Raw genomic sequence first — 25,517 nt, 5'->3', positions numbered from 1 at the left:
GCAACACTCCTAACGTTTGATCGACCTTGCGATCATATTAATAGTATGTTTCTTCCCACGAATCGCCGAAGATAGAGCGAAGATCGCTTCTACTGGGGCTGAACCAAACATTCCCGCATCGCCAATATGTTGGATATCCACTCCAGCGATTTTATTTTTCAGGGCAATTTGTTCAATAACATTATTGGAAGACGTTTCTTGACTCGTGCCAATCGTACTCATTGTCAAGATTCCCTTTGCCTTGGCATAATCGACTGCTTGCTTCATATCCTCTTCTGAAAACCCTGGAACTGTGCCGATCGACGGTAAGAGCAGCACATCTACTCCTGCTTCGGCATAAGCTTCTACAGCCGCTTGCGTTACCACTGGTTCTGCTGATCCCGAACTGTGCATTTTTCCGGCAAATATCAAACCGGAGAAATGCTGCTTGCTGATACGGATCGATGCAGCGATCGATTTCGTTGTCACGCCAGAACCAGGATTACCTGTCAAACAGATAAAGTCTGCACCCGCAGCTTCCGCTTTTTCGAGCGTTTCCTTGGTACAGGTTTGTCCTAATGATACTTGGTTACGTTCATTATTCATGGCGGCTTCCGAGTCGATTGGTTCCAAGTTTACACCGATCGGACGACCGACTAATTCTTTGAGTTTTTTCAACGGGGCTTCGTATTTGGTATAAGAGCGGTCAATCAATACTTCATTGAGCGTAACACCGGGAAGACCCATGATGAGTGGGCGAAACGCATTGAAGCCGTTAAGCAAGATTAGATCCGCGCCGACTGACTTTGCAACTTCTGCGTTTGTTAGGGAGCGGGAATATGGAGAAGAGATCGCGCCTAAGCATTCTGCTAAAATCGTTCTCCCATCATTTGCTTTTACTGCTTGTTTTAAATCTTCCGCTGTCATTTTTTCAAAGTCACTTGTTTGACAGCTCATTAATCGTTTTACCATGTTATCCCTTCTTTCTGTGTGATGTGTCCATTATATAGAAAGCGCATACACTTATATATAAGATTTTTATGATATATATCAAAAAATCGTAACTTGATCGCATAAAAAAACCTCTCTAAAAGAGAGGTTTAATCACGAAAAATCTTTTCACCAAAATATTCTCCCGGCTCAAGTCCGCCTTGACAGGCAAAGAGTGCACTGCCGATCGGGATCGTATATTCATTGAGTTTATCCATTTTCCCCATGATTTTCAGCATTGGCAAAAATTGTTTGTCGGGGTTTTGCGTAAAACAGATGAACAGCAGGCCGGCATCTAAATTACCGGTTCGATTGTCTACGCCGGCTGTGTAGGAATAAGCGCGTCGCTGCATTTGTTGGTTGGTTTCTTTTGCTAGACGAACATGTGAATCCGTTGGTAGTTTTTTAGGATCGACTTTATCGAATTCTCCTTTTTTACCGTAGGCTGCTCCACTGTGTTTTTTACGACCGAATGTGTCTTCTTGATCCATCAAGGAAGAACGATCCCAGATTTCTAAGAGCATTTGGATCTTTCGATAACCAAGATAGCTGCCGCCTTGCATCCATTCTGGTTCGCTTTTTTCTGCCCAAACTACTTTTTGAAAGCCGGATTTCGTCGCATGATCTTGATTGGCCGTACCATCTTTAAAGCCAAACAGATTGCGCGGGGTTACTTCTTTCGGCGCCCGCAGGAACCCTTCTTCCAGCCAGCGGATCGTTGCTATCCCCGAGGCCAGACGGATAAAGTTACGGATACCGTGGAAGGCAACTTGCTGATCGTCTGCGCAAACTTGTACACAGATATCACCATCACAATATTCCTCCTTCAAACTGTCGTGCGCCATATGTGGGATCTGTTTTAAATAATGTGGACGTTTATGCTTGATGCCAAAGCGGTCTTTGCCGTCTTTTTCAAAGAAGGTCGGACCGTAGCCGATCGTAAAGGTCAGCTTGGCAGCGCCTAATCCGAGTGCTTCGCCAGTATCCGCAGGTGGCAGCATATCGTTATCATCATTTTGCAAATGCCCGCCTTGCGAAGTCAAATCGGCGAAACGAGTCCATGTTTGGAAAAGATCTATGACCTTTTTTCTGCTAGAAACTTCGATATCAAAGCTCGCCAAGTAACCATATGTTTGCTGCGATGTGATGATTCCTGCTTGATGCTTCCCATAAAAATCAACCGCATCGATTTTCTTTTTGTTTTTGTTCACGGCTTGATAGGTATGATCTGCCATTGAGAGAAATGTACCAATCCCGCTTGCGCCGATCGCGATGCCGGTTCCTGCAACTGCAGATAGCTTCAGCATTTCACGCCTTGTCATGCCTTTCTTATCAGGTATTTGATTTGACTTGTCTTGATCGTTCGTGTTTTTCATCTACCTCAAACTCCAATTTTTAAAAGATTTTCCCTGTTTTTGCCATCAATTCGGATAAGTGACTTAATTCATTGCTGATTTCACGGATCTGCTTTTTAGAAAGCTTTTTATAATTCACAAAGCTGTCGCCTTCACGATAGGCTGCAAGCGTGTCTTCCATTTTATTGAATGCCGCATCGATATCATCTGCTAGTTTTTTATCTTGGGCCGTAAGTGCAGGAACGATTGCTTGGTAAACTACTTTTGAACCTTCTACGTTGGCATTCAAGTCCACTAGGTCAGTGTGTGAATAGGCTTCTTCTTCCCCGGTGATCTTGGTTGTTGCTGCTTCGTTTAATAATTCCATTGCTCCCGCCACCATTGGTTTTGGTTCCAATTTTAGTTTTGCGACTTCTTTTTGAAGGGATTTAGCATCTTTGACTAATTGATCGGCATATTTATCCATACCGGCCAACGATTTTTTCTCCCAAAGGGCGCGCTCAATGACATGGTAACCCGTCCAATCTTTCTCATTATCTACGTCGTTGATACGTGCATCTAATTTAGGATCAAGATCGCCGAAGCTTTCTGCGATCGGTTCAATGCGTTCATAATAGACCCGCGGCGCTGAATATGCTGCTTTGGCTTTTTCGATATCACCGGATTTGACTGCTTTGGCGAAAGTTTCAGTAGCAGTCACAAATTGATCGGTTTGATCAACCACGTAAGCTTGGTATTTTTTCACAGCTTGTTTCAGTACTTCTGAAGATTTCGCTTTGTTTTCTTTAGCTTTGGAAAGGACATCTAGTGCTTTGTCTAAGCCAGTCGTATTCGTTTTCACTTCGTTATAATCTGGTTTCGAGTTTTTAGATGCATAGAAGATCGGTGTTTCATATTTTTCCACATCTGTGTATTGTAGCGGATAAAGATCACGAACGTTATTTTCAAATGCTAGCCAATGTTTGTGCATCGTATTGGCAGTCGCTTGGAAATTACCTTTGTCTTCCTTTTCAGCTGCGGCGGTAACTTCTTTTAGTTCTTTTTGCATGTTTGCTACTTCTTTTTTCACAGCGTTTGCTTGTTTACTTTCCTTTGCTGGCTCTTTCTTTGTTTCCTCTTTGCTGCTGGTTTGATTGCCACACGCGACTAATAATACGGCGGTAAAAACGGTTAGAAAAATGACCCTCCATTTTTTCATTTACTTAACTCCCTTTCGTTTGTGTATTTGCATATAAATCATTGTGCTAACTCCAAAAATAACGAGTACTAGTTGCGGTAAAAAGCTATACCAAGATGGATAAATGCTCAGTGCCGGAACGGAAGGCAGGTAATCCTGTACAATCGATGGCACTACGCCCGCCAGTTGCAAGCTGTGTATCCCGGAACCCATGAATTTGAAGCAGAGATAAAAGACCACTGCGCTGGAAGCCATGAAAAATGGCTTCATTGGCAGATAATTACTGAATTTCAAGATGAAAAAGGCGATCAATACCAGCACGCCAAGACCGACAACGATTCCCAGTATCAATTCTTCCATCGTCATCCGACCAGCCATTCCGATCAAAAAAACGACTGTTTCTAATCCCTCACGAAGAATTGCTAAAAATGCCAGCACGGCGAAGGAGATCATCTTTCCACCTGAAATCGCTTGTTCACTTTTAGTTTGCAAAAAAGTGTTCCATTTTTTGATGTCCGAATTGCGGTGCAGCCAATAACTGACATACAGCATCATGATACTGGCGATCAAGCCTGCCCAGCCGTTGATCAGATTGTTATTGTTCCCGAATGCAACGGTCGAAAGCCAGAAGGCCACAATCAATCCTAATCCGAGACTTGCCAGCAATCCGGCGACTGTTCCACCAACTACCCAGCGGCTAGCGGAGCGTGATTTTGTCCGTTTGGTGAACGTCAGTAAGGTAGCGATGATAAGCAGCGCCTCCAACCCTTCTCGAAACGGGATCAGTGCTGCATCGAACCATGTATAGGAAACATCGGCAAGTGGTTCCAAGCTGATGATCATTCGATTTAAGATTTTACCTGTCGATGCTTGCTGCTCTGGATTATTGATAGCAGCACCCAAAAGCATCAGATCGCGTTCCGCATTATCATACGCAGCCTGCGATTGACTGACTACTTCTCCTTCTACCGAAAGCCATTGTGTTGTCAGATCCTGAATTTGGATGCTTGCTTCTGGGTATTGCTTTTTCTGCACAAGTGCTTGCGTTTGTTTCAGCTTTACTATGTATGTCTGCAGTGTAATGGTCGTCTTTCCATTGTTGTCCGTAAAGGCACCGCTTTCGTAATTTTGGATAAAGATCCTTAATTGGTCCGTCGCGGCGAGAGCTTTCTTCTGTTCTTGGTTCAAAAGTGTTAGCGATACTTCGGCAATGCCATGATCGATATCTCCTGCCAGTTCATAGGACTTTTGTTTGACTTTCTGTTTATTCTGACTCCACCAGCGTTTGACTTGCATGAAACGTTCTTCAGCTTTTTCAAACTGTTTGGCCTTCACATCTTTGCTGATAGCAGTAAGGCTTGTGCTGACTTCTTTAGTAGTCGGCGAGGATTCACTCGCTTGGACCGGTGCCGAGAAAAGCAGCAGGCAAACAGTCATCAACAAGAGCATAAACCCAGTTGCTCTCTGCTTTCTCAAAGTATTAGCCTCCTTTAATTGATAATGATTATCAATATCATATGCTCTTTTTAGAAAATTGTCAATCTTTTTTAAACGTATTGACATCCTACCTAAAGTAGCATAAAATTATCACGATAATGATAATCATTTTCAATTAAGGAGTGGGTAAAATTGGCTATTGGTCCTGGAAGTATAATTTTCATCGTTGGTGCCGCTCTCGTCATTTTTGGTCCGAAAAAGTTGCCGGAACTTGGAAAAGCTGCCGGTGATACGTTAAGAGAATTCAAAAACGCCACTAAAGGGTTGATTGACGACACAAATAAAAAAGAGCCTACCGACAAGAATGACTGAAGAAGAAATGCCGCTCGGAGGCCATATTCGAGAACTGCGCGCCCGGTTGATCATTTGTATCCTCAGCCTTTTCGGCACATTTTTGATTGGTCTCTTATTTGCACGGCCAGTCCTCGTATTTCTGCAGCATGACAATCTGCCTAAAGCCATCACCTTTCACATTTTTAAAGTAACCGATGCCTTTCAGATTTATATGGATATCGCTTTTGTGATTGGTTTTATACTGGCACTTCCGATCGTGCTGCTCCAGCTGTGGCTGTTCATAAAGCCTGGACTGCATCCACGGGAGCAGAAAATGACATTGCGGTATATTCCGCTTATCTTCTGTTTGTTTCTGATCGGAGCCGGTTTTTCTTACCTCGTGATCTGTCCATTTATCATCACCTTTATGTTTGAGTTTTCAGCGCGCATTGCCGTGGAAAATACGATCGGTCTCGCCACTTACCTTCAGTTTTTACTGAAAATGGTAACAGCCTTTGGATTTTTATTTCAATTACCTGTCGTCATCATGTTCTTGACCAGGCTGCATCTCATTACTCCACAGTTCCTGCGTAAAGTAAGGAAATATGCCTATTTTATTCTCCTTATTCTGGCTGCTTTGATTTCGCCACCGGAATTGATGTCACACTTATTGATCACATTGCCATTGATTATTCTATATGAAATCGGTGTACTTATTTCGAGTTATACGTATTCTAAAATGCCTTGATCCTACTCATGTAGATAGGATCAAGGCATTTTTTGGCACAAAAAAAACCCGCTGCCTGTTTAAGCAGCGGGGTTCTCTCGGTTAAATTCCGCCAGCAACGAATGCTGTACCGATTTGTTGGATAAAATCGTTTTGGTTTGCGATTTTCCATTTCTTGTTATCTTTATTTACTTCAAATTTCATTTCGACTGTAGCAGGAGTATCCACTGCTTTCGCTTTTTTGATTTCGTTTGTGTATAATTTGATGATTTTCACACGGTCAGTCGCAATAGAAGGATCTTTTTGCGCTTCTTTCATGACAGCTTTTTGAAGGTTAGTTGCAACGTCTTTCATGTTAAGACCTTTTGCTTTGATCTCCACAACTGGTTTTTCTTTGTCGTTATCTGTCACTTTAGTAGTGAAAGATGTTACTTCACGGTTACGTTTTTGGAAAGCTTTATAGAATTTGCGGATTTCTTTATCAGCTTCTTCCCCAGTTGCACCGGATTGTGATTTAAAGCCATCGATAAAAGATTTTTCAAATTCTGTGTCAAAATCTCCGTTTGATTTACCATAGATTTTTTCCATGTTGTCTGTATTTTTACCATACAACATTGCTTCGACTGTTTGCTCAGCCGCTTTCTTTGGTTCTACACGATCGTTACCACATGCTGCTAGAACTAGCAAAAGTATAGATAGCGATGCAAATGCAACTAGCAATTTTACCTTTTTCATTTTTATTCCCCCTATTTTTTTGACACCTATCCCCCATTTTGATAAGCGCTAAATTGATCTCATATCCAAAGAATATGAACGTTACTATTATCCCTTATTTTTTCACAATGCACAATACAAATATTAAAATTAATTACAATTGTATAAAAAAACTAAGCATGGGGTGCTTAGTTTTTTTATACCCTATAGTTCTCTAAAATTAACCAATTCTATTTCACCTTGGTTTAAAAATTCCATGATTCTTGGATTTGTCAGCAACTCCAGTTCCTCTACTCGTTCCATATTGTAGCTCGTGATGTTTTTCAGACGGTTATCGAAGTATGCCGGGTGACACATGAATTCTACTACTTTATCCGTATCGCGGTGTTCATTGATTACTTCCTGCAGTGTTTCTAAAGTGGCATGCTCCCCGTAAAAACGGTTGCTGAATGTGCCCGGCTCTTTCACTTTTGCAGTGGTATTGCTCTCGTGTGAGCGAATCGCAAGGTCATATTTCTCAGCCAATTTGTTTTCGATCGGGTGCACAAATTCTTCTATATTGTGATGTACATCTAAATGGGTGACAGGAATTCCCGTTGCTAATACTTTCTCGATTTGAGCGGTATATTCCCGTTCGATCTCTGCTCCCCATTTTTCCAAGTCGAATTCTGCCCGAAACTTTTCTTGTGGAAGGAAATTATCTTCATTGTCTGTAATAAACTGCAGCCCTTTTGTTAGCGCTTTTCCAGAAGTCATTACTAAGTGGACTCCGATATCTAAACCAGGGTTTTCTTTCGCGATCTCTACCGCTAAGTCAAACGCTTCCCCCGTTGCCATCAGCGTCGTTGAGCGAACTACTCCTTTTTTATAAGCGTCTAAAATACCATAAACGGTACCTCTCGTTAATCCATAATCATCTGCATTAAATATAATTTTCATGGCTGTTGCTCCTTTCGATTCTATCTCTTCTATTCTATTGTAATCGATTTCACTGTATTCGTACATCGTAACACACCATGCCACCTTTGAGCGGCATGGTGCTTCTTAGTTTGCTTTTGTTTGTTTCAATTGGATCAGTAGCAAAATGAAGCCGATCAGCGTCAAAAGCGGTGCGATCAAAACGAGCCACTGAATCGGCAACAATGCGACAATGATCCCACCAACGAAAGCCCCAAGCGCATTACCGACATTCATTGCTGACTGATTTAATGTACTTGCTAGCGTAGGCGCATCTTTAGAAACCTGCATGGTCCGGAATTGTAGACTTGGTCCAACTGAAAAAGCGATAATACCAAAAATAAAGACACCAAACGGAATCAAATAATAGCTGAATTGCATAAAGAATAAAATAATATACCAGCCGATCATTGCTAAAATAATAATAATTAACCCTTTATCCATATTCCAATCCGCAAGCCGTCCACCGACAAGATTGCCGATCGTTACGCCAACTCCGAAAATGACCAGAATCACAGCGACACCTAAGTCGTGATACCCACTTACCTCTCGTAAAACTGGCGAGATGTAGGTGAAAAATGCGAAAACACTGCTGAAACTGAATGTCGAAATAAGTAGCGACATCCACAGCTTTCCAGTCTTTAAAATCGACAGTTCTTTTCGGACTGAGCCAGTCGGATGGGTGTTCTTGTTTGGGACAAAGAAAAGAATCCCCAAGAAAGCAATCACTCCAATAACGGCGATAATGGCAAAACTAGCACGCCAACCCCATTGCTGACCAATGATCGTTCCAAATGGTACGCCGATAATATTACTGACAGCTAAGCCAGAAAACATCAAGGCCATCGCGCTTGCTTGGCGTTTTGGTTCTACTAAACTAGTCGCGATGATCGCTCCCAGTCCAAAGAAAGAACCATGCGCAAGCGCTGTAACCACACGGCTCAGCATCATCACTGAGTAATTTCCAGCAACACTTGCAACGATATTTCCAAGTATAAAAATAAGCATCAACAGCAGCAATGTCGTTTTTCGCTTCAAGCGATATGTCAGCAGCACGATGATCGGGCCGCCAACTGCGACACTTAGTGCATAAATGCTGATCAGCTGTCCTGCTTTGGAAACGGAAACGTTTAAATCAGCAGCAACCTCCGTCAATAATCCCATAATTACAAATTCTGTCATCCCGATCGCAAATGCGCCGATGACTAATATCCATATTGGCAGCGGATATTTTTTCATAACAACTCCCCTTTCTCGCAGCCATTAGTCTATCATGCGGCTTTGGAAAGCGAAAGAAATCTGCTTGATTCAGATAGTCTTGTGAGATTCCATGATCAAAAATCTATTAGTTTAGTGGCATGTGATTTGATCTGAAAAAGTAGCGGCAAATTGTCTTAAAATAAGCACCGGGCTATTTGCTCCGGTGCTCTATTTTTATTTTGGCTCTTTTTTGATCACAAAAGGTGTTCCATACATTTTCCATTTCAGTGGTGTTTGCAGATTGTATTTCTTTTCTTTTAAAAATTTGCGTTGCGCAGTCACACGGCTGATGTCTTCGTGAGCTGCTTCAAGCCGCATTACTTTCACGCGTGCTTTGAAAAAGGCTTCCAGATATTTCGCTTCATTGCCGCCCTTAGCTGGTGTTTTTGCATGTTTGAGCGCTGCTTCGCGAATGCCGTAGAAACTTTCCGGATGCGGAACAGAACCATCATCAGGTCCGTGCATCACGATCGCGTCATAATAGACGAACTGACCTAATGTGCGCAGGCCGTCTTTTTTAGCTTGCTTCACTGCTGGGTCGAAGTAAACTTTATCACGCAAATTGTTCTGCGCTTTTTGAAAAGTTTTATCTTTGGCAGCTTTTTTCCAGTCTTTTTCAAAAGCTTTGCCAAGTCCTTTGTGAGAAGCTGTACCATTTACTTTTTTCAAAGCAGGCAGATATTTTTTCAACACATTTTGCGGTTTCATTTTTGTATAACTTTCGACGAGCTGTAGCATGTCCCCAGTTCCAGAACAAAAACCGATAATCCCAGCTGTGTAGCCGCGGCCGTCTTTGATATCTTCAATATAGGCGTATTGTTTTTTCCATTTCAAGCTTGAATTCTCTGCACTGGAAACCAATTCCATCGCGATTTCTTTTTTAGCGGCAGTTTTTAGGGAAACAGCTGATTTTTTCGCGGCTGCTACTGTTTCCTGGTCGCCGAAAACAAAGTAGCAAATAACGGAAACGATAATTGATAGGATGACGATAATGCTCGAAAATTTTAACCTTTTATCCATTCTATCCCTCTTTTCGATTATTTAAGCGTTAACAGACTGCGTTGCAATATCTTGGTCGCTTTTTTCCTTCTCAAGCATTTGTTTTTCCGCCATTTTGAAAAATGGTGCATAACAAACGATCGCAATGACGATCTCGATCGCTGACCAAACACCTGCTTTCCAATCCCAGCCGGTTGCCATAAGCGGACCGATGATCGGCGGCATTGTCCAAGGTACGAGGGTAACTGGTCTGCCGACGATGCCAAATGCCATCAATAAGTAAGTTAGTGTTGCTAAAACAAGTGGAATGAAGATAAATGGAATCATCATGATTGGATTCATAATGATCGGAAAACCAAAAATAACTGGTTCGTTGATCTCAAAACAAGCGCCCGGGAATGCTACTTTTCCGAGTTCTCGATATGTTTTGCTCTTAGAACGAAGCATCAATAACACTAATGTCAATGTCGCTCCTGTCCCGCCGACGTTTACAAATAAGCTTGAGAATCCAGAAGCGGTGATGTATGGCAGGCTTTGGTGATGCGCATAAGCAAGGGCATTAGCTGTAATGAACTGAATGAAGATCGGATCGGATACTCCTTCCAGTGTCATATCGCCATGCACGCCCGCACACCATAGCAAACTTACTAATAATGTGTAGATCAAGATTCCCGGCAGACTGTTTAAAGCAAATAATAATGGCGAGAAAACATGTTGGATAAATACGGTAACGTCAAAGCCAAGCGGGACACGAATTACCCAGAATAAAAATAAAATCAAAACTGCTGGAACGAGAGAAATAAACGAATTACTTACTGCCGGCGGAACACCTTGTGGCAAGCGGATGACCCAATTTCGTTTGATACAAAACCGATAGATCTCCGTGGTCACGATGCCAGCAATGATAGCAGTAAAAAGTCCTGAGGAATCAAAACCGCTCGTTGCTAACTCAAATTTATTCGTTAGTTGGGTAATGATAAAAGCCATTAATGCTAATGCTGCTCCTGAGATCGCATCTAAGCCGTAGCTTTTGCTGAGTTCATAGCCAATTCCCATTGCAGCAAGCAACGAGATGATCCCGAACGATCCGATAACCGCGGCATTGATCATGCCTTCGTATGGTTTCAAAAAGTTCAGCCAAGCTTGAATCGGGATATTTCCGATAATCAGAAACAAACTTCCGGCGATGATAGCCGGCAATGTAACGACTAAACCATTCCGGACTGCTAATAAATGGCGCTGATTCCCGATTTTTGTAAGCGGTGGAATCATTTTGTCTTGCATAAAATCCATAAATCCATTCACATTAAACTCCTCCTTTTTCATAAAAAACTTCTGTCTTTTGTTATGCTGTCGCAAGTATAGCCTACATTTATTTTTATGAAAAGGCTTTCTTTGTAAACGGTTAAAATTTTCAATTCTAGTATTTTGTTACCATTTTAAAACAAGTCGTTTTTTTTACTTTTTTTAGTGTTATACTGGTTTTATAGTTTATGAGGAGGAACTGCGATGTTATTTTTACCCTATCATGTCGATTTAAAAGATATTGACGTAGAGATCTATAATTATATCACCACCAATTTGGACAAAGTCATTTATATGCGTATCCGTGAATTGGCAGAAGCGACGCATGTAAGTACCACTACCATTCTCCGCTTCTGCAAAAAGTTCGATTGCGATGGTTATTCGGAATTCAAATTACGACTGCAGCTATTTGCCAAAGAAATGAATGCCCATCCCACTTCAGTGGAAGTTCCGGATGAACTCACCTACATCGAATTTCTGAAACGAACCGCGCAGCCCGATTTTCAGAATCAACTGGATAAAGCAGTTGGGAACTTGCAGGATGTCGACCTTGTTTTATTCGCCGGCATCGGTTCTTCCGGTACGATCGCAGAATATGGCGCCATGTTTTTCTCTTCCTTATTTACCCTAGCGCTCCACATCGAAGACCCGCTCAACCTACCGATCTATAACCTTTCCGAACGATTAGATGGAAAGATCTGCTTGTTTGCTCTATCGGTATCCGGTGAAAATGAAGATATCATCAGCTATATCAATCAATTGAAAATGCACCATTCTAAAATCATCTCCGTCACAAATAGTTCCAACTCCACGATCGCCAAAATTTCCGATGTCAATCTTTCTTATTATATGAATAAGGAAATGTATCAAGAAGCCAACATCACATCCCAGCTCCCAGCCGTTTACATTCTTGAAACACTTGCCAGACGGGTCCATAAAAACCAAACGAGCCCGCAAGGAGCAGAATAAGGTGTAACAAATTTATGGCATTGTTACCTGCTTTTAACCAAACCGCAAAAAGAAACCGCTTTTTTTCATGCTATAATGAACCCATAATCGAAAAAGGATGGGGGATAAAGAAATATGAAGCGAATCATACTGGGGATTTTCATACTTTTATTAAGTGTCGGCAGCGCGCTGCTCGTATCATCACCTGCGCAAGCGGCCAGCAAGCAAGTTAAAATAACAGATAGTTCTACTTATATCAATCAAAAGGCCAATCCAAATTCCAAACGACTGAAACTGGCCAAAAATGGACAAACTTACACCTATATCAGCTGGACAAAGGGCAAAGGCTACGCCAAAGGTGCCAATAAGATAAAAGTCGGCAGCAAAACCGGCTATGTTTCCGCAAAAGCATCGAAAGTAGTGACAAAAACAGCTCCTCTCAGCGCCACAACTGTTTCTAAAACTAAAACAGCTAAGAAAACCAAACAGATCTTGACTGTTCAAGCGAACAATACAACTAAAGCGACTGTCATCTTATGGCAGAAAGATAGCAAAAAGAAATGGAAGAAAGTCCGGACGATGAAAGGAATCGTTGGTAAAGGTGGCGTCGGAACGGCATCCGAAAGTTCGACAAAAACACCGAAAGGCAGCTATAAATTGGGCTTCGCATTCGGAACATCCAATCCGGGTACCAAAGTTCCTTTCCGCAAGATAAAATCTAATTCCTATTGGAGCGGTACCAAAGGAAAAACATACAATACTTGGCAAAATAAATACCACAGCAAAAATGATGAACATTTAGCAAGTTATCCAAGTCAATATCAATATGCGATGGTCATTGAATATAATATGCATCCAGTGAAGCAAGGAAAAGGTTCCGCCTTCTTCCTGCATATCGATAATAAAAAGTATACCTATACATTAGGTTGTGTGGCAGTTCCTAAAAACGACATGAAATACCTAATGAAGAAACTGAATGGTGCTTATATCATTAATGTGAATAAGGCAAGTGAAGTCAAACAATATTAAAAAAAGTATCCGGAGCGCTTCCGGATACTTTTCTTATGTTATTTAATCCAATATTCCCTTACCAGCCAAGATCTTAGGTGCATATTTCTCAATACGGGCAATACGGGTCTTCGCTTGTTTAGCTTCTGCAAAATGGCGGATATAAGCCCGCTGCCGGCCAGGTGTCAATCCCTCAAAGGCCGTTTTAAAAGCAGGGTCTTCGGCCAATTTGGCTTGCAGTTCTTCTGGAACAGCGATCTCGGTTTGCTTTTTCGGTGGCAGTTTCAGTCCAGCCTTTTCAATTTCGATCGCTTCTGCAATATAACTCCGGATGCTCGGCTCCATATCACTGATCGTTTGGACATCTGTAAACCGCAATTGCCGTCCTACCTCCGTGTTTTCACCGGTCTTGATCAAAATGCTGTCTGGATCTTTCAGCAAAACGCCTTTAAAAAACAAAAGTGCAGCGTAGGCTTTGAAACCCTGAATGATCGCGATGTTTTTCCCTTCAAATGTGTAGCATGGCTTGCCCCATTTTAATTCCTCTTCAACATTGCAATCAATCAGGATCGAACGCAGACGCTCCATTTCTTGCGGCCAATTTTGAACCGTACTCAGATATTCATCCACTTTAGGATTCCATTTTTTCTCCGCCATTTTGAAAACCTCCATTTAGATTCGATTGCTCACGAGGAAGTGGTTTCTGATTGCCAATTATTCATTCCCCCTGAAACATTGGTTACTTGATAGCCTTGCGTTTGTAAAAAATCAGAAACGATTTGCGAACGCCCGCCTAAATAACAAATCACATAGATCGGTTTTGTTCTATCTAACTGTTCATACTTGGCTGCCAGTTCATTGATCGGGATATTCACAGCACCGTCAATATGCGCCTCATCAAAATCGGCTGTTTCTCTTACATCTAATACGATTTGCGGCTGTTCCGCCAATGCGGCCTCCAGCTCTTCATTGGTAATGGTTGGATACATCTCTCTTGCCCCCTTCTAATTCTTGTCTATCATATCAAAAGGAGATTTCCATTTGCCAATGATTCGGCTCGCAATGTTCCGCGTACGGCGAATCGGTTTTTTCAAACTTTCTGGTAATACGCTTCTCAGACCATTGGCGTTCCGTGTTTGTTCCAGCACTGCGGTTTTAGCTTGCCAAAATTCTAGTAACTGCCGTTTTTCATTGTCCGTTTTTTCCTTTTGGACATCTAGCCCTTGTTGCAGCCGAATGAGTTTTGCTTCATCAGAAATCGCCGTGATCGGTTCTACAGCTTCCGGCATGGAAGTGTTTACGACTATTTGATCTAAAGGCGCCGTTTTCCGCTGGTGATCTGTTTGGTAAATATGGTTGATGTTGTTTTTATCTAAAAACGCAATAAAATGTGCAAATCGTGCTGCGTGTACATTTTCCGCTGAATGAAAATCCACTTGCTCCACTAAATCAGTGAGTTTAGTTCCAGCATGGACCTCTTGGACAGAAACGGCTGTCAACTGATGATAATCCGCCAATTCCCGCATTCGAGCATCTTGGACGATCGTAATATTTGGCGTGCCATTGATCGTTGCAACGATATTACCGTGCAGTCTCGTGCCGATACTAAGATCCGCCTGTTTGATGTACTCAAACCAAGTAGCAGCATTCAAAAAGAATTTCACCTTCCCACTTTTATACAAATCAGAAGTGATTTGGTGCGGATAGTTAGGCGCTGTTCCGCGAATGGAAGGGCCACCTAAATAAGTCAGTGATAGTTCCGGATATACTTGCGGTACAAAGCAGTGATTGGGATATGTATGAGTAATGTTTTCTAAAAAATCTACGGCCCGCTTGAAAGATACATTACTTGCGTTTACAGATATAGCTGCTTGCGAATCTAGTTTCAATGGTTTGATCCGTAGCGTGTCACCAAAGGTATATAGGGAGGGGCAGCCGATCACAGTATGATCCGTTTCTGCTTGAAACCCTAATCTAGTTAAATAATCCGCTGTAATCTGTCCGCGCAGCCCAATCATTTGCGATTTGTTCAAAACCGCTGACACAAAAGCTTTAACGTCTTCATCAAATGCAAAGCCTTCCTTTAAGTTTGGTTCATAGGGTGCCCGCAATCCGACACCGATCACATAGACCGGAATCGTTAAACGGTTGAACAGCTCCGCATAGTCCCGCAGCTTTTTCCGAAAATCATGGCGAAAAGCATCTGCCAGCGGAAGTATGTAAGCATCATAATCTGCATTGATCTGCTCTGCTTGCATTGGATCGATCAGGTACCCATCTGCAAAAATTTCATTTTCTTCCGTCAGCAATGTCCGGATCACACTATGCTGATAAACCAAATTGCCACTATTGGAACCCATCCGATCTTTCGCCAGCATGTCGATCGCGGTGATCGGCTCATACGGCATCATTCCGCATCTTACTAATAATCTTGCCACCTGTAAACTTCCTTTCTAAGTTGAATTCTCATGTTGTATTGCGATGTCTCCGGCTATTCTCACTTGTCTTTCTGCGCTTTCCCATTGATAAAATACGTTTCCTTTTCGATTTTCCCGTTATGATCATAGCGCAGCCACGGACCATGTTTATAGTCGTCCATTAAATGACCAACCTGCCATAGTTTTCCACTTTTCCGATAAAAACGCCACTCTCCCTGCATTTTCCCATCGAAATGACCAATTGCTTTTAAAACACCGTTTTCGTAATAATACGAACGGAAACCGTCATGATCTTCCATTTTTATCTGTCCATTTCGATATTTGCCATTCATCTTATTCATCTCCTCATTTGATATGCTAAAAAAAGAGGATAGCCAGGTGGTTTTATTATAAAACATTTGCCAGGGGAGATTCTAGTTTTTTGTGTAGAAAATAGAAATGGATGAAAAAGGGCATCAAAGAATTTAAACTACCGCTATCTTCTACCGATGTAAAGAAATTCTCACATGGATAGAAAGAGTACCCAGCAATCAGGCGTGCGCGTAGCGTTTTATACCAGTCTTTCTGGAATGTGGTTTTATGAGTGAGAGGAAGCAATTCCAATTAAGATAGCGACCCCGTTTGAAAACGCAATAAAAATAGCACTTACTAGCAATATCACATTCAATACTTTTAATAACAGCAACATTTTCATCTTTATTAAATAGAAAAAGAAACATGCGGTAATTAATGGCAGACCTGCAAAAATCAAGAGAATCGCTATTTCATTTTCAAATCCTAATGAACCATAATTTCCAATTGCGCCCAGCCAGCCTAATATTAATGTAACTACCATTAATATATAGCCCATCGTTAATTTACTTGTCATAATGCCCTCCTTGTTGTGCTGTATTATTTTTGGTGGATTTTGTTACTTATCAAACATGGTATTTTAGATTCGTTTATCTTTATTCATGTAGACAAAAAACTATTACTCTTGGTTAGTAATAGCTTTTTAAATCTTCCTTAGATAGTCCATAAATGATAGTTTTTAGACTTAGGCAAATATTGAAAACTACTTACCCCAACTCGTTTCATAAATAGTTTCTAACATTTTATCTGTCATATTTACACATGTTCGATAATAATAAGTAATTTCTTTTTTATTCAGCTTATAACTTAAAGTTTCTTTTCCCTTTTCATGAATGCTTCCTTCATAAAATAACAAATGATTCTTTTTATCAACTATTAAGGAAATGATTATTTCTTTTGATCCCTTGTGAATAATAACATCATAATTCATTTTATTATCAGTAGGAGCACTTATCAATATCTTTGGATTATCTTGAATCGTTAAGTGTATAATTCTCTTGTTCATCTTTAGATAATAATCATCCACTTCATATCCTGCTCTCTCAGCTTCTTTCGCATATTTTTTTGTATTCATTAAAGTAGCTACTTTGTCTAGTCTACTTTTTTTAGGGTCCTTGTATACATGTGGAAAACTCGTGACTTGAAAATAGTAGCTTACAGAAATCATAATCACTACAGCACTAATGAAAAACAATAAAAAGATGAATTTTTTCTTATTTAACATTGGTCTGTTCTCCCCGTTTCAAGTAGTCATAGAAATCATCTAAATGTTGCTGCTTTTCACTTGTAGTACAAGGCATTTCATATAAAATTTCATTTTACTCTATATTAAATTTTGGATACGTGATTACTTTCAGTTTTTCTTTATACACCTGTTGGAATGCTACTTCTTCCTCATCTCTATATCCCTCGTGGTATACTTTTTCAATATTTTCTTTATTAAAAAAATAGACTTGTTCTTCTACTTTTCCATTTGGATACATACAAGCAGAATAATCAAAATATCCAATTTGTCCTTTTTGATTATACAAAGGGAGCCTATTCAGAATCATCAATTTTATGTCTCCATTATATAATTTAACAATACTACCTATTGGTAAAACGTTCATTCTAAATCTTCCTTTCTCTTATAAATTTTTTGAATTTTCTTCCTTGCATAGGGATGCATAAACATCCCTATCCACATTATGATAAATAGTAGCAATACTATTATTAAAATTAAAAAGCTTCCGAACATAAAAAATAGAGTAGTACATAAAAGCATCATTATGTCGGTAATAATAATTAAAATAGTATATATTTTATTTTGTTTTCTGCCCTTTACAAATAATTCACTTACATCCAATACAGTAGCTTCCATAACTCGCTGTTCTGATATTTCATAATAATTATTGTAAAACACTTTTGCAATCAGGTAGGATAACATTATACTAATCATAATACTTATCAAGTTAACGTATCCGTTACTTATCTCTTTGTAGAGATTAGCTGCAAATTGGCTGCCATTCAGTAGAACTATAAAAACTATGATATAGAGCCAACTATTTGTTTTTTTATGCGGAACTTTAATAAATTTCTTTTTATCACTACTATAAAAAATAGAATACAATTCTTTTTCACGATAAATAAAAATCAATTTTTCCATTTTATCCTCAATTCTAATCAAAAGCTGACCCTAGATTCCCAAAGAATCCTGAAACAGCATCCCCAATTTTTTTAACTCCTTTAGAGACCGTTTTGATTCCTTCATCCACTTTTTTTGAAACTTCATGTACCACTTTCTTTCCTGTATCAACAATAGCATCCTTATGATCATACACCCAATCTACTGCCATTGATCCACCAACACCCACTAAGAAACCTACTGCTGTTCCTATAGGACCACCAATTGCACTTCCTATCGCCATTCCAGCCCCTATATGCCCAGTCGTTTTAATTGCTGCATCTACACTGCTCTCCCCTTGTGCTCTTTGTATTCCGTAATCAATAAGTGCCCCTACAATAGGAATCCCGTATCTAGCTCCTGTTCGAACTACTTGACTAAGAAAAGTAGGTGCCTCGCGAAAAGTTGCAACACTTCCATCTACTAGTACAGGAACCAACCCCCTATCCATAAAATGGAATGTGCTTTCCTGTAACCATTTAACAGCAGCATTGACTCCTTTTTCGACAACCGCATCAGTTAATTTTGTTTCAATTGCATTTTTAATAAATTGAGTCCCCGTTGAAAGTATCCCAGATTTAATAGACTCAAAAATACTATTACTTATTCTTCCATCTTCATGATCCTGCTTTGCCTTTTCCAAATATAATTTTTCTTCAGCAGATAAATTTGCTGCTTTTATATTTTCATCTTTTTCCCATTTATCATTGATCGGTTTCACCCAATCCATATTCAATCCCATCGTGCTGAAGGTTCCTGTTAATCCGCTAAAACCCTTTCCACTACGCATCTCTTTTAACCCTTGTTCCACCGCATCCAGTAATGTTTCTACTTCACCAAAAAGCGTTGCGGATACGGGATCAAATGCCATCAGTTTTGCCAACTTTGCTTGTTCATCCTTCTGTTGATCTTGGTAATGTTCCCCTAATTTTGTAAATCCGGTTTTCAAAAAACTGTTTTTTGATGCGCCTGCTGCTAAGTGGTCCGCGAAAGCCATGAGCTTATTCAGCTGCTCGATATGTCGGCGTAAAACAGCTTCTTGAAGGGAATTTTCATCCACATCCGACCGATAGCGATCTGAAAGTTTCTTTGCCGCCGTCTCTAAAGTTTCTGCCGCTAAAATCAGGCCAGTGATGACAGGGATATACGTCATTTGAAAATAATTTTTTGCGGAATCATAGGTTTTCCCTATTAATATCGGCTCGAAAATAAACTGGGAGATAGCCGTTTTCAAGCTGTTTAGTCCTTGAACATGGGCTCGGCACATATTCCTGATCGCGGTGACTTGACTGTCTGCGTCGTCTAGAAACATATCGACACTCATGATGTTGCCTCCTTCTCATAAGCTGCTTTTCGCTGATAGTAGACGGCTTCTTCTTTCGCTTCCAATTGTTGGTGCGCTTTTTTGATCGTTTCCCTTTCTTCCCAAAATCGTTCCATCAACCCTTGTTCTTCTTTTCGTATTTGTAGCATTCGGTCTGTTGTCCGGCGCGCCATCTGTCCTTTTTGCCACGTGTGACTGATTTCATCCAAAAGCCGATTTTTTTGTTGAAGATGGGTTTGGAATTCTTCTTCCAACCGACGTAGCTCCCGTTGTTGCCCTTCTACTTCCTGTTTTTCTTCGCCTATCCGGTATAGTCGTTGCGTTAATTCTTCCGCTGTAGCTGTTTCCAATGTCCCCATTCCTTCCTATGGTAATGATGGCAATGTAAAGTTTTGTTGTAGTTGTTGATCGAGTGCCTCGAAATCTGTTGCCACACTGTGGATATTCGCAATATCTTGTTCTAAGACACTACGAAGGGAGGCTAGTAAAGCTAGTTCTTGCGTGCTGACCGTTTGCAGCTTCGTGTTTCCCTGCAAGGTCGTTTTTTTATCCGTATCTGGTGTCCAGTTTCCAGATAACGCGGTCAGTGCGTTTTGTAGGCTTGTCGCGTGTCCCTGAGCAATGCCCAGATTGCTTACGATTCCATCTGCCATTTACGATCCCTCCTTGATGTAGAAAAAGCCATACACCTTCGTGCATGACTTTTCCAGTTTTTGGAAACCTTAATGGAGACCAAAGTTCTGCGATAACTCGCGGTCATGGTTCTCCACAGAAGTCGCTGTTTTCTCTAATTGTCCTTGGATCTGGTCGAGTAGATCGGAGAATTGGACGACTTTTGGTTTTAGTTGGTTGAATTGCTCATCAAAACGTGCGAAGGCTTGTCCTTCCCATTCTCCTCGTAATTGTTCTTGTAGATTTTTCAAGTTATTTAAGATCTGATCGATTTCTCGTGCGCTCGTCCCGTATTTCTTGGCGCGATCCCGTAATTCTGCCGGGCTCATTCTGATTTGTCCTGCCATTTCATTCTCTCCTTTGATGTCTATTTTTACTGTACTCTTGTATTTTAGCACAGCCTGAGGCGAACGAAAGGCGAACATTTCCTGAACTTTCTTTGACAAAAAACGAGAAAGTTGCCATAATTAGATAAAAAAGCCTAGAAATTATACTTTCTAGGCTTTACTTTGTTATATTTGCGTTATCCAATGTCTTACATTTTTTTCAAGCTTTGACCGCTCATTGCTAGCAAAACGTTTACCCATAATACTATCAAACTTATCATTAAGATGAAAATAGGCACTATAATGTTAACTTCCTTTCCTTACTACCTCCGATATTTTTACAATACCAAAAAAGCTTCGATTCCTTTCGATATATTCTGAAGGGAATCAAAGCTTTTTGGGTATTGTACTAGAAACTATCCTTATTCATTTTACGCAGTGACGATCTCAACTCCGTCTTTACGAACAATCAGCGAATGCTCTAGCTGACAAACTAGCGAATCTGGTCCGGCAGTGAGTGTCCAGCCGTCGTTGTTTTTTGGTTCGGCTTCGATTCCCTTTGTGGAAATGAAGGGTTCGAAGGCGATGACTTGGCCTTCTTTCAGCTTTTGTTTATCCCAGAAAGCATCTACATTATAAACATAGTCTGGTTTATCACGTAGCGAATGACCTACGCCGTGGCCTGTCAGGTTTTCAAGCACTTTATAGCCTAGTTCCTCCGCTTTTTCTTCTACTGTTCGACCAAGTTTTTGTAGGGTCGTGCCGGTTTTGATAACTTTCAAGGCATGGTTGAAAATTATTTCTGTGTCTTGTACTAGTTTCGCGGCTTGACTATTTTTTTCGGTGACTGATCCAGCAATGAGGCTTTTGCCTGTATCGACATAATAGCCGTTATAAGCGCCGGATACGTCGATATTTACTAGTTCGCCATCTTGGATAACGCGGTCGCCGGGAATGCCGTGTGCGACTTCATCACCGACACTGATACATGCGTAACCAGGAAATTGAAAGTCTTCTTTTGGTGCGGAGATCGCTCCTGCTTCCAAAAATGCTTCTTTTGCTATATCGTCTAATTCTTTGGTTGTGATGCCGGGCGCAACGTGGGCAATCACTTTTTCACGGATTTCCGCGAAGACTTTGCCTGCTTGTCTGATTCCAGCTAATTCTTCTTCTGTTTTGATTATCATTTTCTCACCACTTCTATTTTCGTCTCTTCTATATTCTAGCGGATTATGTCTAAAAAAAGTAGTGTTTTGTTTCAGAACGCCTTGTTTTTACGGGTTTATTTGATTTTTTCGCCTTGGTAGTAGGAATGTGTAACGCCTGTTTGCCGAGCGACGAATTCTGCTGAACTGTTTGCTTTTGTGAAGAGGAAAGTTGCTTCTGCCCCCTCGAATGGCCATGCTGGTTCTCCTGCTGGATTCAATGTCGTGATCCCATTTGTTACGAGGCCAAGGCTGGCTGTCATTCCTTCTAACGTTTTAATGCCGAAAAGTTCGCCATAGCGCGCCAATTTTTCTTGGATATTGCCGTCACCGTATGCGGACCAAGAATCATAGACATTATCACAGCCAATGTGTACTGGGACGCCGTAAGACTGTAGTTCTACTAATGGCGGGATCGTATTCGGTGTGATCGGAATGCTGGAAATGATGTGGATTTTTTCATCAGCAAGTGCTTGGAAAACGGTCTTGCGTTCTTCGCCTGTAAAATCATTCAGGCCAAAAGCATGGCTGATGCTGACTTTATCTTGCCAGTTATATGCTTTTGTCAAGCGGATGATTTCCTTGATTGTTGCTTTTCCAGCTTCATCGCGGTCATGGACATGTAGGTCGATGCCGGCTTGATATTCGGCGGCGATCTCAAACGTCTGCTCCAAAGATTTTTTGTAATCTTGGTCAAGTGTATACGGATCCACACCGCCAATGATCGTTGCACCGTTTTCGAGAGCTTGTCTAACTAAGCTTTGTGATTCGGAGCGCAGGAAGCCGTGTTGCGGGAAAGCGATCAATTCGTAGCCGATCGGATGTTTGTATTTTTGGATAGCGCGTTTTACATTTTCCAGATAATCTAATCCGCAGGCTGGTTCTACGTCCACGTGCGAACGGAAGAAAGAAACTCCATGATCGATTTCAATATCCAGTAAAGCTTCTGTCCGTTTCTCTGGTGCGATCTTCAGGGCATTTAATTGGCTGATTTCTGATTCAAAGCGTTCGACGATATTTTTTGCCGGCGATACTGGTTCAAAGTCTGTTCCTAATTTTGTTTTATCCAAATGACAGTGCTTTTCCACAAGGCCAGGCAAAATAAGCTGACCTTTCATATCGATAACTTCCTCACCTGCTGTTGCCGGGAGCTCGCCCGCAACGATTTTTATGATTTTGCCATCTTGTACTTGCAGATGTTTTGTTTCTAATTTTGCACGATTGACGTAGCCTTTCTCATTGATAAAGCCCGTTTCGACTGATACATTTTGGAACCATTGTGTTTTTGTCATTTTAAAATTCCTACCTTTCCCATTCTACTTCTTTTCCACGCGCGATCAATTGGCGCTTTTGTGGTCGTCTAGCCGTCAATTCAGCTGAACTGGCAACATCTGCGAGAACAAAGCTTGCCTCGTCTCCGATTTTCGGCCAGATTTGATTACCTTTTGCATCAAGGGGAGTAATGCCGCCTGTGATATGACGCAAACCAGCGCGGAGGCCGCGTTCATCGGATTTGCGCGTAAGTTCGCAGAAGTGTGCTGCTTTTTCTAAAATATCACTGGATACATATGGGCTCCACGAATCATAAAATCCGTCGCAACCGAGATGGACTGGTACTCCAGCCTGTGTAAGTTCGTCGATCGGTGGTAGTGTACTTCCTAAGCTGATCGGGATCGTAGACAAGATCTCCATCTGCTGCGCTGCCAGTCGCGTAATGATTTCCTGCCGTTCGCCTACTCCGATCTGGCCGAGGCAGAAAGCATGGCTGAAAGCACTAGTTATTTTATCTTGGCTGTCTTCTACTAATTGTAACCAACTTTCGACTGTATAACTACCAAGATGCCCATTATCATGTAAATGGATGTCAACTGGCTTACCACTTTCCACAGCTAAGTCCATGGTCTGCGCTAACGAGCGTTCGACCGCATGATCGATACCACCTGGATCAAGTCCACCGACCATGGTCGCACCGCTGCGCAGCGCTTCCCGCATCAATTGCGGAACGTCATGGCGAAGTAGGCCATGTTGAGGGAATGCCACGATGTCATAGGTGAGGATATCATCAAATTCGGCAAGTGCTGCAGCGACGCCTTCTAAATTTTTCAACCCAATATAAGGATCGATATTGACATGTGTGCGGATATGCGTTGTCCCTCTGCTGATAATACTTTTGATCATTTTTTCAGCACGTTCTTTGGTAGAAGGTGCTAATAAGGAAAGTTCCTCTGCTTCCAATATCAAACGTTCCCGCAAACTTGAAACCGGAACTGCGGCTTTCCAATTCAATGATAAATAGGTTTTATCCAAATGATTGTGCATATCTTTAAAGCTCGGGACTGCTAATTTCCCTTTAGCGTCGATCGTTTTTGCTATCTCAGCGGTTATCGGCTCAACTGCTGGTGATATTCCTGTTATTTTCCCTGCCTCGATCATGACATGAAAAAGTTCTGTTTTAGTTTGGATCCCGGTATCAAGTTGCTCTTCGCCGACTTCTAAGCGGACATTTTTCAACAAGGTCGTTCCCATCAGACTTCCTCCCATCTTTTCGGCGATTCATTTGTGTAAGCTACTTTTCCGCCTGCAACTAAATAATGGATATGCCGTTTTCGAGCAATCAAATGGGCTGTACTTTCAGCGTCGACTAAGATGAAGTCAGCGCGATCGCCTCGCTGTGGCCAGACTTGGACGCCTGCTTCATTTAGAGGAGTGACTCCCCCCGTTGCATAGCGCAATGTCCGGCTAAGCGAATATTCGTCAAGATATTTAAAACGTTCTGCGAGCAAGTTGAGCTTCGCGATCGTGTCGCCTGTGCCAAATGGCGACCAGTGATCGGTCAAGCTGTCATGGCCTACAGAAACAGAAACACCGCCGTCATACAACGCTTCTACCGGTATTGTGCGTCGATTGATCGGGATCGTTGATGTGACATCGATTCCTACTTCTGCTAAACGCGCGATCATTTCGTCTAATGCTTGTCCTTCTAAATCGGCAAGCCCAATGCCGTGACTGATCGTCACACGATTTTGCCATTTGGCTTTTTCAGTATAGGCAGCTAATTTATAAAATTCATATTCACCAAGCGTATCCGGATTATGTAGGTGGATATCTAGGCCTTTGTCGAATTCTGTTGCGATCTCCATCATCGTTTGGAAAGAATGGTCGATATGACCGTCAACTGTAGATGGATCAACACCCCCGACCAAGTCAGCACCCATGCGCATCGCTTCTTTCATCAAGCCAGTCACTTGCGAGCGGAGCAGTCCATGTTGCGGGAATGCAACGATCTCAGAGGTGATGCGATCACTATATTTTGCTAAGGCTTGTTTTGTGAGTTCGATGTGTTTGGTACCGATATATGGGTCAACGTTGCAATGTGTGCGGATATGCGTATGCCCATGGCGCAAATACAACTCAATCACTTTTTCTGCTCGTTCTTGCGCTGTTGCCAACTGTTTAGGCAATAGTTCTTTTTCTTCTTCAAAACGCGTGAAGATACCGTTTGTCGCTGGTCTTACTGCTTGCCATTCACCGCCATAGTAAGTTTTGTCAATATGGATGTGCATTTCGCGTAAACTTGGAAGCATCAGTGCGCCGTTTGCATCAATGATTTCCGTATCTTTTTCTGATGGAATAATTTCTTTTGCGATTTGCGTGATTTTTCCTGTTTCTACGAGGATATCAAAATAATCGGTTGCTGTACTTATAACTCTGCCGCTGCTGGTATTATAATTCGTTTCCAAACGAGCGTTTTTGATCAATAAAGCATGTGTCATGATTTCCCTGCCCTTCTGAACAGCCAAAAGCCACGCGAAGAGGATTTTTTCCTTCGCCTGGCTCATCGACCGCTT

The 25,517-nt window shown here is 41.5% G+C and carries 29 protein-coding genes; 4 read left to right on the top strand and 25 right to left on the bottom strand.

Features of this window, described 5'->3' with window-relative positions; all coding sequences use genetic code 11:
- Window positions 1–9: 9 nt before the first annotated feature.
- The 4 genes from EL241_RS02855 to EL241_RS02840 all read right to left on the bottom strand — a co-directional run bounded on the left by EL241_RS02855 (window position 10) and on the right by EL241_RS02840 (window position 4,950).
- Complete coding sequence (locus tag EL241_RS02855; protein ID WP_036103348.1) at window positions 10–951, bottom strand: DUF7916 family protein; 942 nt, start codon at window positions 949–951, stop codon at window positions 10–12.
- Window positions 952–1,079: 128 nt separating this feature from the next.
- On the bottom strand, window positions 1,080–2,345 hold the full coding sequence (efeB, locus tag EL241_RS02850; protein ID WP_126320335.1) for an iron uptake transporter deferrochelatase/peroxidase subunit: 1,266 nt from the start codon (window positions 2,343–2,345) through the stop codon (window positions 1,080–1,082).
- Between the two features lie 19 nt (window positions 2,346–2,364).
- Entirely contained in the window at window positions 2,365–3,522 is a 1,158-nt protein-coding gene (gene efeO / locus EL241_RS02845; protein WP_126320334.1) for an iron uptake system protein EfeO, read from the bottom strand.
- A complete protein-coding gene (locus EL241_RS02840; RefSeq protein ID WP_036103389.1) occupies window positions 3,523–4,950 on the bottom strand; it encodes an FTR1 family iron permease in 1,428 nt (475 codons plus the stop codon).
- 180 nt (window positions 4,951–5,130) lie between these two features.
- On the opposite strand from EL241_RS02840, the gene EL241_RS02835 reads away from it, so the two are divergent.
- Window positions 5,131–5,310: a sec-independent protein translocase protein TatAY gene (locus EL241_RS02835; RefSeq protein ID WP_036103353.1), complete on the top strand. Its 180-nt coding sequence runs from the start codon at window positions 5,131–5,133 to the stop codon at window positions 5,308–5,310.
- The gene (gene tatC / locus EL241_RS02830; RefSeq protein ID WP_036103356.1) at window positions 5,303–6,019 is read left to right on the top strand and encodes a twin-arginine translocase subunit TatC; all 717 of its coding nucleotides are present in this window, start codon (window positions 5,303–5,305) and stop codon (window positions 6,017–6,019) included. The genes EL241_RS02835 and tatC overlap by 8 nt, the downstream gene beginning before the upstream one ends.
- A gap of 81 nt (window positions 6,020–6,100) precedes the next feature.
- Here tatC and EL241_RS02825 read toward each other — a convergent pair whose 3' ends face one another.
- The 5 genes from EL241_RS02825 to EL241_RS02805 form a co-directional block, all read right to left on the bottom strand.
- On the bottom strand, window positions 6,101–6,733 hold the full coding sequence (locus EL241_RS02825; protein WP_003757805.1) for a DUF5105 domain-containing protein: 633 nt from the start codon (window positions 6,731–6,733) through the stop codon (window positions 6,101–6,103).
- A 183-nt stretch (window positions 6,734–6,916) separates the two neighbouring features.
- Complete coding sequence (locus EL241_RS02820; RefSeq protein ID WP_036103393.1) at window positions 6,917–7,651, bottom strand: carbohydrate deacetylase; 735 nt, start codon at window positions 7,649–7,651, stop codon at window positions 6,917–6,919.
- A gap of 105 nt (window positions 7,652–7,756) precedes the next feature.
- Window positions 7,757–8,908, bottom strand: coding sequence for an MFS transporter (locus EL241_RS02815; RefSeq protein WP_036103358.1), 1,152 nt, complete (start codon window positions 8,906–8,908; stop codon window positions 7,757–7,759).
- 195 nt (window positions 8,909–9,103) lie between these two features.
- Window positions 9,104–9,949, bottom strand: a complete 846-nt coding sequence (locus EL241_RS02810; RefSeq protein WP_126320333.1) for a chitosanase — start codon at window positions 9,947–9,949, stop codon at window positions 9,104–9,106.
- 21 nt (window positions 9,950–9,970) lie between these two features.
- Window positions 9,971–11,233: a PTS sugar transporter subunit IIC gene (locus EL241_RS02805; RefSeq protein ID WP_036103362.1), complete on the bottom strand. Its 1,263-nt coding sequence runs from the start codon at window positions 11,231–11,233 to the stop codon at window positions 9,971–9,973.
- A 204-nt stretch (window positions 11,234–11,437) separates the two neighbouring features.
- Between EL241_RS02805 and EL241_RS02800 the strand changes: the two genes are divergently transcribed.
- The gene (locus EL241_RS02800) at window positions 11,438–12,202 is read left to right on the top strand and encodes a MurR/RpiR family transcriptional regulator (RefSeq protein ID WP_036103363.1); all 765 of its coding nucleotides are present in this window, start codon (window positions 11,438–11,440) and stop codon (window positions 12,200–12,202) included.
- A gap of 114 nt (window positions 12,203–12,316) precedes the next feature.
- Window positions 12,317–13,210, top strand: coding sequence for a L,D-transpeptidase family protein (locus EL241_RS02795; protein WP_052009043.1), 894 nt, complete (start codon window positions 12,317–12,319; stop codon window positions 13,208–13,210).
- Window positions 13,211–13,252: 42 nt separating this feature from the next.
- On the opposite strand, the gene EL241_RS02790 is transcribed toward EL241_RS02795, so the two are convergent.
- The 16 genes from EL241_RS02790 to EL241_RS02715 all read right to left on the bottom strand — a co-directional run bounded on the left by EL241_RS02790 (window position 13,253) and on the right by EL241_RS02715 (window position 25,508).
- On the bottom strand, window positions 13,253–13,846 hold the full coding sequence (locus EL241_RS02790; protein ID WP_040486697.1) for a YdeI/OmpD-associated family protein: 594 nt from the start codon (window positions 13,844–13,846) through the stop codon (window positions 13,253–13,255).
- Between the two features lie 29 nt (window positions 13,847–13,875).
- Window positions 13,876–14,178: a rhodanese-like domain-containing protein gene (locus tag EL241_RS02785; RefSeq protein WP_036103366.1), complete on the bottom strand. Its 303-nt coding sequence runs from the start codon at window positions 14,176–14,178 to the stop codon at window positions 13,876–13,878.
- Between the two features lie 15 nt (window positions 14,179–14,193).
- Window positions 14,194–15,627, bottom strand: coding sequence for a polysaccharide pyruvyl transferase family protein (locus EL241_RS02780; RefSeq protein ID WP_036103368.1), 1,434 nt, complete (start codon window positions 15,625–15,627; stop codon window positions 14,194–14,196).
- 59 nt (window positions 15,628–15,686) lie between these two features.
- On the bottom strand, window positions 15,687–15,959 hold the full coding sequence (locus tag EL241_RS02775) for a toxin-antitoxin system YwqK family antitoxin (RefSeq protein WP_232020847.1): 273 nt from the start codon (window positions 15,957–15,959) through the stop codon (window positions 15,687–15,689).
- A 245-nt stretch (window positions 15,960–16,204) separates the two neighbouring features.
- Complete coding sequence (locus tag EL241_RS02770) at window positions 16,205–16,495, bottom strand: hypothetical protein (RefSeq protein ID WP_036103373.1); 291 nt, start codon at window positions 16,493–16,495, stop codon at window positions 16,205–16,207.
- A 186-nt stretch (window positions 16,496–16,681) separates the two neighbouring features.
- The gene (locus EL241_RS02765; RefSeq protein ID WP_036103376.1) at window positions 16,682–17,203 is read right to left on the bottom strand and encodes a hypothetical protein; all 522 of its coding nucleotides are present in this window, start codon (window positions 17,201–17,203) and stop codon (window positions 16,682–16,684) included.
- A gap of 94 nt (window positions 17,204–17,297) precedes the next feature.
- Window positions 17,298–17,588 (bottom strand): DUF4176 domain-containing protein, encoded by a 291-nt coding sequence (locus tag EL241_RS02760; RefSeq protein WP_036103377.1) that lies wholly within the window; start codon window positions 17,586–17,588, stop codon window positions 17,298–17,300.
- Entirely contained in the window at window positions 17,585–18,124 is a 540-nt protein-coding gene (locus EL241_RS02755; RefSeq protein ID WP_126320332.1) for a hypothetical protein, read from the bottom strand. The genes EL241_RS02760 and EL241_RS02755 overlap by 4 nt, the downstream gene beginning before the upstream one ends.
- A gap of 13 nt (window positions 18,125–18,137) precedes the next feature.
- Window positions 18,138–19,454, bottom strand: a complete 1,317-nt coding sequence (locus EL241_RS02750) for a T7SS effector LXG polymorphic toxin (RefSeq protein WP_269471792.1) — start codon at window positions 19,452–19,454, stop codon at window positions 18,138–18,140.
- An 8-nt stretch (window positions 19,455–19,462) separates the two neighbouring features.
- Entirely contained in the window at window positions 19,463–19,816 is a 354-nt protein-coding gene (locus tag EL241_RS02745) for a DUF3958 family protein (RefSeq protein ID WP_126320330.1), read from the bottom strand.
- A 15-nt stretch (window positions 19,817–19,831) separates the two neighbouring features.
- A complete protein-coding gene (locus EL241_RS02740) occupies window positions 19,832–20,119 on the bottom strand; it encodes a TIGR04197 family type VII secretion effector (RefSeq protein WP_126320329.1) in 288 nt (95 codons plus the stop codon).
- Between the two features lie 69 nt (window positions 20,120–20,188).
- A complete protein-coding gene (locus tag EL241_RS02735; protein WP_036105062.1) occupies window positions 20,189–20,485 on the bottom strand; it encodes a WXG100 family type VII secretion target in 297 nt (98 codons plus the stop codon).
- Window positions 20,486–20,895: 410 nt separating this feature from the next.
- A complete protein-coding gene (map, locus tag EL241_RS02730; RefSeq protein ID WP_036107807.1) occupies window positions 20,896–21,651 on the bottom strand; it encodes a type I methionyl aminopeptidase in 756 nt (251 codons plus the stop codon).
- Window positions 21,652–21,746: 95 nt separating this feature from the next.
- Window positions 21,747–22,961 carry an amidohydrolase family protein gene (locus EL241_RS02725; RefSeq protein ID WP_036107804.1) on the bottom strand — a complete coding sequence of 405 codons (1,215 nt, stop codon included), beginning with the start codon at window positions 22,959–22,961 and terminating at the stop codon, window positions 21,747–21,749.
- A gap of 10 nt (window positions 22,962–22,971) precedes the next feature.
- The gene (locus EL241_RS02720; RefSeq protein WP_036107801.1) at window positions 22,972–24,195 is read right to left on the bottom strand and encodes an amidohydrolase; all 1,224 of its coding nucleotides are present in this window, start codon (window positions 24,193–24,195) and stop codon (window positions 22,972–22,974) included.
- Window positions 24,195–25,508 carry an amidohydrolase gene (locus EL241_RS02715; RefSeq protein ID WP_077912838.1) on the bottom strand — a complete coding sequence of 438 codons (1,314 nt, stop codon included), beginning with the start codon at window positions 25,506–25,508 and terminating at the stop codon, window positions 24,195–24,197. Before EL241_RS02715 ends, EL241_RS02720 begins: the two co-directional genes overlap by 1 nt.
- Between the last annotated feature and the right edge of the window lie 9 nt (window positions 25,509–25,517).

It is taken from the genome of Listeria grayi (genome assembly GCF_900638015.1).
GTDB classification, from domain to species: domain Bacteria; phylum Bacillota; class Bacilli; order Lactobacillales; family Listeriaceae; genus Listeria; species Listeria grayi.
Note: the sequence above shows the minus strand (reverse complement) of the source record. Positions and strands in the feature narration are given on the sequence as shown.

What these genes read in the sequence shown, in the direction of transcription:
- efeB (WP_126320335.1), bottom strand. Translation starts at nt 2,345, where the DNA reads ATGAAAAACACGAACGATCAAGACAAGTCAAATCAAATACCTGATAAG.
- EL241_RS02825 (WP_003757805.1), bottom strand. Translation starts at nt 6,733, where the DNA reads ATGAAAAAGGTAAAATTGCTAGTTGCATTTGCATCGCTATCTATACTT.
- EL241_RS02855 (WP_036103348.1), bottom strand. Translation starts at nt 951, where the DNA reads ATGGTAAAACGATTAATGAGCTGTCAAACAAGTGACTTTGAAAAAATG.
- EL241_RS02775 (WP_232020847.1), bottom strand. Translation starts at nt 15,959, where the DNA reads ATGAATGGCAAATATCGAAATGGACAGATAAAAATGGAAGATCATGAC.
- EL241_RS02750 (WP_269471792.1), bottom strand. Translation starts at nt 19,454, where the DNA reads ATGTTTCTAGACGACGCAGACAGTCAAGTCACCGCGATCAGGAATATG.
- EL241_RS02740 (WP_126320329.1), bottom strand. Translation starts at nt 20,119, where the DNA reads ATGGCAGATGGAATCGTAAGCAATCTGGGCATTGCTCAGGGACACGCG.
- EL241_RS02820 (WP_036103393.1), bottom strand. Translation starts at nt 7,651, where the DNA reads ATGAAAATTATATTTAATGCAGATGATTATGGATTAACGAGAGGTACC.
- EL241_RS02720 (WP_036107801.1), bottom strand. Translation starts at nt 24,195, where the DNA reads ATGGGAACGACCTTGTTGAAAAATGTCCGCTTAGAAGTCGGCGAAGAG.
- EL241_RS02770 (WP_036103373.1), bottom strand. Translation starts at nt 16,495, where the DNA reads ATGACAAGTAAATTAACGATGGGCTATATATTAATGGTAGTTACATTA.
- EL241_RS02840 (WP_036103389.1), bottom strand. Translation starts at nt 4,950, where the DNA reads ATGCTCTTGTTGATGACTGTTTGCCTGCTGCTTTTCTCGGCACCGGTC.
- EL241_RS02765 (WP_036103376.1), bottom strand. Translation starts at nt 17,203, where the DNA reads ATGTTAAATAAGAAAAAATTCATCTTTTTATTGTTTTTCATTAGTGCT.
- EL241_RS02790 (WP_040486697.1), bottom strand. Translation starts at nt 13,846, where the DNA reads ATGGCGGAGAAAAAATGGAATCCTAAAGTGGATGAATATCTGAGTACG.
- EL241_RS02810 (WP_126320333.1), bottom strand. Translation starts at nt 9,949, where the DNA reads ATGGATAAAAGGTTAAAATTTTCGAGCATTATCGTCATCCTATCAATT.
- EL241_RS02715 (WP_077912838.1), bottom strand. Translation starts at nt 25,508, where the DNA reads ATGAGCCAGGCGAAGGAAAAAATCCTCTTCGCGTGGCTTTTGGCTGTT.
- EL241_RS02755 (WP_126320332.1), bottom strand. Translation starts at nt 18,124, where the DNA reads ATGGAAAAATTGATTTTTATTTATCGTGAAAAAGAATTGTATTCTATT.
- EL241_RS02785 (WP_036103366.1), bottom strand. Translation starts at nt 14,178, where the DNA reads ATGTATCCAACCATTACCAATGAAGAGCTGGAGGCCGCATTGGCGGAA.
- EL241_RS02800 (WP_036103363.1), top strand. Translation starts at nt 11,438, where the DNA reads ATGTTATTTTTACCCTATCATGTCGATTTAAAAGATATTGACGTAGAG.
- map (WP_036107807.1), bottom strand. Translation starts at nt 21,651, where the DNA reads ATGATAATCAAAACAGAAGAAGAATTAGCTGGAATCAGACAAGCAGGC.
- EL241_RS02760 (WP_036103377.1), bottom strand. Translation starts at nt 17,588, where the DNA reads ATGAACGTTTTACCAATAGGTAGTATTGTTAAATTATATAATGGAGAC.
- efeO (WP_126320334.1), bottom strand. Translation starts at nt 3,522, where the DNA reads ATGAAAAAATGGAGGGTCATTTTTCTAACCGTTTTTACCGCCGTATTA.
- EL241_RS02735 (WP_036105062.1), bottom strand. Translation starts at nt 20,485, where the DNA reads ATGGCAGGACAAATCAGAATGAGCCCGGCAGAATTACGGGATCGCGCC.
- EL241_RS02725 (WP_036107804.1), bottom strand. Translation starts at nt 22,961, where the DNA reads ATGACAAAAACACAATGGTTCCAAAATGTATCAGTCGAAACGGGCTTT.
- tatC (WP_036103356.1), top strand. Translation starts at nt 5,303, where the DNA reads ATGACTGAAGAAGAAATGCCGCTCGGAGGCCATATTCGAGAACTGCGC.
- EL241_RS02815 (WP_036103358.1), bottom strand. Translation starts at nt 8,908, where the DNA reads ATGAAAAAATATCCGCTGCCAATATGGATATTAGTCATCGGCGCATTT.
- EL241_RS02795 (WP_052009043.1), top strand. Translation starts at nt 12,317, where the DNA reads ATGAAGCGAATCATACTGGGGATTTTCATACTTTTATTAAGTGTCGGC.